Genomic DNA, 6909 nt, shown 5'->3' with positions numbered 1-6909 from the left:
CTTCCCCGGCACCGTCCACCCCCCGCCCATCGCCTCGATGATCCCGATCGCCGCATCGAGGCGTACGCGCCGGGCCTCGACGCGGTCGAGCCTGGCCTGGAACAGGCCGCGTTCGGCGTCGAGCACGTCGAGCCAGCTCGAATAGCCGGCTTCGTAGCGGCGGTTGGCGAGCTTCAGCGAGCGGGCGAGGGCGGCCTCGCGTTCCTCGCGGGCGCGCAGGCGCTCGCTGGCGCTGCGGTGCGCGACCAGCGCATCCAGCGTTTCGCGGAAGGCCGCCTGCACCGTGCGCCGGTACGCGATCTCGGCCTGCGCCGTGCGCGCCTCGGCGCCCTCGACGTTCGCGGCGATGCGCCCGCCGGTGAACAGCGGCTGCACGAGGCCGGCGGCGAGCGACCAGGTGTTGGCCGGACCGGTGAACAGATCCGACAGCGCCTGACTCTCGGCGCCGTAGGAGCCGGTCAGCGTCAGCCGCGGGAAGTAGTCGGCCTTTGCCGCGCCGATGCGGGCGTTGGCGGCGACGAGCTGCTGCTCGGCGGAGCGCACGTCGGGCCGGCGTTCGAGCAGGTCGGAGGGCAGAGCCGCCGGCACCGAGGGCAGCGGCGGCAGCTTCTCCTCGCCGCCGAGATCGCCGACCGGGCGCTCGACCAGCGCCTGCGGCGTGCGCCCGAGCAGCACGGCGAGCGCGTTGCGGGCGGCGGCGAGCTGCTGTTCGAGATCGGGCAGGCGCGCCGCGGCATCGGCGGCTTCGGCCTCGGCCTGGCTGGCTTCGAGTTCGGAAACCGAACCGGCACGGAACCGCTTCTGCTGCAGCCCGGCGGTCTGGCGGCGCGAGGTGACGGTCTGGCGGGTGATGTCGAGCTGCGCGGCCAGCGCGCGCGCCTCGAACAGGCTGCGCGCGACGGTCGCGGTCAGCGACAGGCGCACGCCGTCGCGCGCGGCCTCGCTGGCAGCGAGTTCGGCGCGCGCCGCCTCGGTGCCGCGCGCAAGCCGCCCCCACAGGTCGATCTCCCAGGACAGGTCGAGCGACACGCGCCGGTCGCTGCTGGTCAGCGGCGTGCCGGCCGGCAGCGGCGTCGAGCCGACGCCGCTGATGCGCGAGCGGCTCTGGTTCACGCCGACGGTCGCATCCGGCAGCTGCTGGCCGCGGGCACCGCGCAGGCTGGCGCGGGCCTCGTCGATGCGCGCGACCGCTTCGGCGAGGTCGAGGTTGTGCGCGAGCGCCTCGGCCTCGAAGCCGTCGAGCACCGGATCGTTGAAGCTGCGCCACCAGTCATCGGCGATCCTCGGCACGCCGGCCGTGCCGGCCGGCAGCTCCAGCGCCGGGCGCTGGTAGTCGGGGCCGACCATGCAGCCGGCCAGCGCCAGTGCGACGGCGAGCGCGGCGACCCGTGCGGCGACGCGGCGCGACCGGCGGAACGGGCCTGACAGGGAACGGATGCGCTCAGCCATGATGCGGCTCCGGAGCCTTCGCGGACGGGTCGGAGGGGTCGTGCGGGTCAGCCGCAGCGCCGTGGTGATGCGGTTTCGGCGCATGGCGCACGACGAGGCGGAAGAACAGCGGCACGAAGAAGGTCGCGAGGAAGGTCGCGGCCAGCATGCCGCCGATGACGCCGGTGCCGATCGAATGGCGGCTCGCCGCCCCGGCGCCGGTCGACAGCGCGAGCGGCACGACGCCGAGCACGAAGGCGAGCGAGGTCATGATGATCGGCCGGAAGCGCAGCCGTGCGGCTTCGAGCGCGGCCTGCGCGACCGGCACGCCGTCCTGCGCCTTCAGCAGCGCGAACTCGACGATCAGGATCGCGTTCTTCGCGGCCAGGCCGATCAGCGTCACCAGGCCGATCTGGAAGTACACGTCATTGGCCATGCCGCGCACCCAGACCGCGGCCAGCGCGCCGAACAGCGCGAACGGCACGGCGAGCACGACGGCGACCGGCAGCGTCCAGCGCTCGTACAGCGCGGCGAGGATCAAAAACACCATGACCAGACCGAAACCGAACACCAGCGTCGAGGTGCCGCCGGTCAGGCGCTCCTGATAGGCCGAGCCGGTCCACACCAGCGAGTAGTCCTCGCCGAGGGTCTGCGCGGCGACCTGCTCCATCGCCGCCAGCGCCTGCCCGGAGCTGTAGCCGGGTGCCGGACCACCGACGATCTTCGCGGCCGGGAACACGTTGTAGCGATCGACGACCTCGGCCCCGGCGCTGCGCACGACCTCGACCAGCGCCGTCAGCGGGATCATGCGGCCGTCGGTCGAGCGCACGTAGACGTACTTCAGGTCATCGGGCTTCTCGCGGTACTCGGCCTCGGACTGCACCTGCACCTTGAAGGTGCGGCCGAGCTTGTTGAAGTCGTTGACGTACAGCGCGCCGAAGGTCGCCTGCATGGTCTCGAACACGGTGTTGACCGGCACGCCGAGCGCGCGCGCCTTCTCGCGATCGAGCCGGATGTCGATCTGCGGCACGCTGGCGTTGAAAATCGTGTTCAGTCCGGCGAGCTCCGGGCGCTGGCCGGCGGCGGCGAGGAACTTCTGCACCTCGCCGGCCAGCGCCTTCGACCCGCCGCCGCCGCGGCTCTGCAGATAGGCCTCGAAGCCGCCGGTCGTCGACATGCCGCTGATCGGCGGCGGGTTGAACGCGAGCACGATGGCATCGCGGATCTGCGCGCCCTGCATGAAGAACTGCCCGACCAGCGACTGCGCGTCCTGACCGGGCGCGGTGCGGTCTTCCCAGTGCTTCAGCGGGATGAAGGCGGCGCCGTAGAACGGCACGTTCGAGAACGACAGCAGATCCAGCCCCGACAGCGCGATGACGTTGTCGACAGCGGGGTTTGCGAGCGCGAACTCGTTGATGCGGTCGTTGACGGCGATCGTGCGTTCGAGCGAGGCGCCGGGCGGCAGGATCGCCATCGTCATCACGTAGCCCTGATCCTCGTCCGGTACCAGCGAGCCCGGCACGCGCTGGAACAGCCCCCAGGTCAGCACCAGCATGCCGGCGAACAGCGCCACGCCGAGCAGCGCGCGCTTCAGGAAGAAGCGCACGCCGGCCGAATAACCGTTGGTGACGTGCTCGAAGCCGCGGTTGAAGGCGCGGAAGAACCGCCCCGGCTCGTGGGCGACGGGCTTCAGCAGCGTCGCGCACAGCGCCGGCGTCAGCGTCAGCGCGACGAAGCCCGACAGCACGACCGACACGGCGATCGTGATCGCGAACTGCTTGTACATCTGCCCGGCCAGTCCGCCGGCGAAGCCGACCGGCACGAACACCGCACAGAGCACGAGCACGATGGCGATGACCGGGCCGCTGACCTCCTGCATCGCCTGGATCGTCGCCTCGCGCGGCGGCAGGCGCTGGGTGCGCATGATGCGCTCGACGTTCTCCAGCACGACGATGGCGTCATCGACGACGATGCCGATCGCCAGCACCATGCCGAACAGCGTCAGCGTGTTGATCGAGAAGCCGAGCAGGTACATGCCGGCGAAGGTGCCGATCAGCGACACCGGCACGGCCAGGAACGGGATGATGGTCGCGCGCGCGCTCTGCAGGAACAGGAACACGACGAGGAACACCAGACCCATCGCCTCGGCGAGGGTCTTGACCACCTCGCGGATGGAGATCTCGACGAAGCGCGTCGTGTCATACGGCGCCGTCCACTGCAGGCCGACCGGGAAGTGCCGGGCCAGCTCCTTCATGCGCGCATCGACGGCGCCGGCGACCGCGAGCGCATTGGCACCGGGCGCGAGGAAGATGCCGATCGCGACCGTCTCGTTGCCGCTGCGCTTGGCGACCATGCCGTAGTCGGCGGCGCCAAGCTCGATGCGCGCGACATCACGGAGCCGCAGCAGCGTGCCGTCGGCCTCGGCGCGCAGCACGATCGCGCCGAATTCCTCCGGCGTCGCCAGACGCCCCTGCGTCGTCACCGTGTAGGTGAATTCCTGCGGCGTGCCCATCGGCGCCTGCCCGAACTTGCCGGCCGCGAACTGCGAGTTCTGCTCGCGCACCGCGGCGGCGATGTCGGACGGCGTCAGCCCGAGGCTCGCGAGCCGGTCGGGCCGGATCCAGATGCGCATCGAGTAGTCGCGCGCCGAGAAGATCATCGCGTTGCCGACGCCGTTGATGCGGCGCAGCTCGTCGACGACGTTGACCAGCGCGTAGTTGCTGATGAACACCGTGTCGAAGCGCTTGCTTGGCGAATCGAGCATGACGATCTGCAGCAGGTTCGAGCTCTGTTTTTCGGCCTTGACGCCCTGGCGGCGCACTTCCTCGGGCAGCGACTGCAGCGCCGACTGCACGCGGTTGTTGACGTTGATCGTCGCCTGATCCGGATCGGTGCCGATCGCGAAGCTGGCGGCGATGGTCAGCGCGCCGGCCGAGGAGTTCGAGCGCACGTACAGCATGTCGTCGACGCCGTTGATCGCCTGTTCGAGCGGCGCGGCGACGGTCGCGGCGACCACCTCGGCGCTGGCACCCGGGTAGAAGGCCGTGACCTGCACCTCGGGCGGCACGATGTCCGGGTATTGCGCGATCGGCAGCGCGCGCATCGACGCGAGGCCGGCGAGCACGATGACGATCGACAGCACGCTCGCGAGGATCGGGCGTTCGATGAAGTAGCGGGAATTCATGCGCGGGCTCCCCGGGGGTGGGCGCGGGACGGCACGGCGCGCGGGCGGGGCGCGCGCCGGCGATGCAAATGGGTGCCAGAGCGGGTTCAGCCCTGCGGCGCGTGGCCGCCGGCCGCGGCGGCCGGTGCCGGTTTCGGCTCGACGACGAGCGCGCCGGGCGCGAGCTTCAGCAGGTTGTCGGTCGCGACCCGCTCGCCGCCCTTCAGCCCTTCCTCGACGATCCAGCCCTTGCCGATCGAGGCGCCGGTGACGACCGGCCGGAACTCGACCTTGTCGCCGTCGCCGATGACCCAGACGAACTGGCCGTCCGGTCCCTGCATCACCGCACGCTGCGGCACGACGATCGCGCCGGGGCGCGTGACGCCCTTCAGCCGCACGCGCACGAACTGGCCGGGCAGCAGCGTGGCATCGGGGTTGGCAACCGTCGCGCGCACGCCGACCGTACCGGTCTGCGGATCGACCAGCGTGTCGGTGAAGTCGATCCGCCCGGCCTGCGGATGCACGCTGCCATCGGCGAGCACGACCTCGACCTGCGGTCCGCCGGCCGGCATGCGCAACCGGCCCTCGGCGATCGACTTGCGGATCATCAGAGCCTCGTTCTCGGCGTAGGTGAAGCGCACGTAGGCCGGATCGACCTGGTTCAGCGTCGTCAGCGCGCCGCTTGCATCGCCGGGACGCACGAGGCTGCCTTCGGAGCGCACCTCGCGGCTGGTGATGCCGGCGATCGGAGCGGTCACGCGCGTGTAGCCGAGGTCGATCTCGGCCGTGCGCACCGCGGCGCGCGCGGACTTGACCGCCGCACTCGCCTGATCGCGCTCGGCCTGCGCGGCGTCGCGGTCCTTCTGGCTGACGGCCCGGTCGGCGAACAGCGGCTGCACGCGCTTCAGCTCCTTGTCCGCCTGCGCAAGCCGCGCCTCCTGCTCGGCGAGATCGGCACGGGCGCGATCGAGCGCGGCCTGGAAAGGCGCCGGGTCGATCAGGAACAGCGTCTCGCCGGCCTTGACCGGCTTGCCTTCGGTGTAGGTGCGCTTCTGCAGGATGCCCTCGACGCGTGCGCGCACCTGCACCTCGCGCGAACCGCCGACCTGCGCGACGTATTCGAGCGGCAGCTCGACATCGGCCGCACGGACGACACTGCGCGCGACCTCGGGCGGCGGCATCGCGTGGTTAGCGCTGTCATTGTTGGCGCGGCTGTCGCAGCCGGCGACCAGCACGATCAGGGCACCGGTGAAGATCCATACGGTGACGAGGCGCATCAGGATCAGGTCCGGCCGGCGGAAGAGCCGTGACAGCGGGCGCGTGAACAGGCGGATCATGGGCAGGACTCCCGGAGCGCACCGGCGGATGCGTGTGCGCGGACAAGCGCCACGGCGCGACGTTCGATGATGTTGCAGTGCACTTTACATACATTCATGTATGTATGCAAAGCCCCGCGAAGCGATACACTGTCCGCAACCGGCACCGACTCCGCCGTTTTCCCGGGATTCACCCCGCACCGACATGGTCAGACGCACCAAGGCCGAGGCCGAGCAGACGCGCTCGCTGATCCTCGACACCGCCGAACGCCTGTTCTTCACGAAGGGCGTCTCGCGCACCACGCTCGCCGAGATCGCGACGGCCGCCGGGCTGACGCGCGGCGCGATCTACTGGCATTTCGCGAACAAGCTCGAACTGTTCAACGCGATGCACGAACGCGTCGCGCTGCCGTTCACCGAGGCGATGGAAAAGCTGCTGCACGCCGAAGACCCGCTGGCGGCGCTGCGCGAGCGCTGCGTGCTCGACCTGCAGGACATCGCCGCCTGCCCGCAACTGCAGCAGGTGCTGGCGGTGCTGCTGCACAAGTGCGAGTACGTCGACGAACTCGGCGAGCTGTGCCTGCGCTTCGACCAGCAGAACAAGTGCTTCGTCGAGCACAGTGAAACCGTGCTCGCACGCGCGCACGCGCTCGGGCAGTTGCGCGATGGTGTCGAACCGCGGCGCGCGGCGATCGCGCTGCACAACTACATGCTCGGCACGATCAGCGACTGGCTGTTCGCGCCGGACCTGCGCTACCGGCTCGCCGACGAGGCCGGCCCGCTGGTCGATCTGTTCTTCGCCGGCCTCGAACGTCCGGCCTGACGCCTGCGGCCGCGCGCCCTGCGCCGGAGACCGTAAAAAAACGAAGGCCGCACCGGGCATGGACCGGTGCGGCCTTCGTCTTCTGGCAGAGGCCGGGTTTTCAGCGCGTCGCCGGCGCCGGCTCGCTCGCCGTGGCCACGGCCGGCGTCGTCGCTACCGGCACGGCGGCCGGCGTCACC

Annotated in this window: 4 protein-coding genes; 1 reads left to right on the top strand and 3 read right to left on the bottom strand. The window is 70.7% G+C overall.

The genetic code is table 11. The features are described 5' to 3' along the window. From PKE44_RS12890 to PKE44_RS12880, 3 genes are all read right to left on the bottom strand, one after another. On the bottom strand, positions 1 to 1449 hold a 1449-nt coding region (locus PKE44_RS12890), incomplete at its 3' end, for an efflux transporter outer membrane subunit (RefSeq protein WP_324551822.1). Next, complete coding sequence (locus PKE44_RS12885) at positions 1442 to 4612, bottom strand: multidrug efflux RND transporter permease subunit (protein ID WP_324551819.1); 3171 nt, start codon at positions 4610 to 4612, stop codon at positions 1442 to 1444. The genes PKE44_RS12885 and PKE44_RS12890, both read right to left, overlap by 8 nt. Before the next feature lie 86 nt (positions 4613 to 4698). Further along, positions 4699 to 5928 carry an efflux RND transporter periplasmic adaptor subunit gene (locus PKE44_RS12880; protein WP_324551817.1) on the bottom strand — a complete coding sequence of 410 codons (1230 nt, stop codon included), beginning with the start codon at positions 5926 to 5928 and terminating at the stop codon, positions 4699 to 4701. Positions 5929 to 6112: 184 nt separating this feature from the next. Between PKE44_RS12880 and PKE44_RS12875 the strand changes: the two genes are divergently transcribed. Next, the gene (locus PKE44_RS12875) at positions 6113 to 6730 is read left to right on the top strand and encodes a TetR family transcriptional regulator (protein WP_324551815.1); all 618 of its coding nucleotides are present in this window, start codon (positions 6113 to 6115) and stop codon (positions 6728 to 6730) included. The last annotated feature ends 179 nt before the right edge of the window (positions 6731 to 6909 follow it).

Source organism: Plasticicumulans sp. (genome assembly GCF_035331805.1).
GTDB lineage: Bacteria > Pseudomonadota > Gammaproteobacteria > Competibacterales > Competibacteraceae > Plasticicumulans.
The sequence above is the reverse complement of the archived record's forward strand: the minus strand, read 5'-3'. Positions and strand labels throughout refer to the sequence as shown.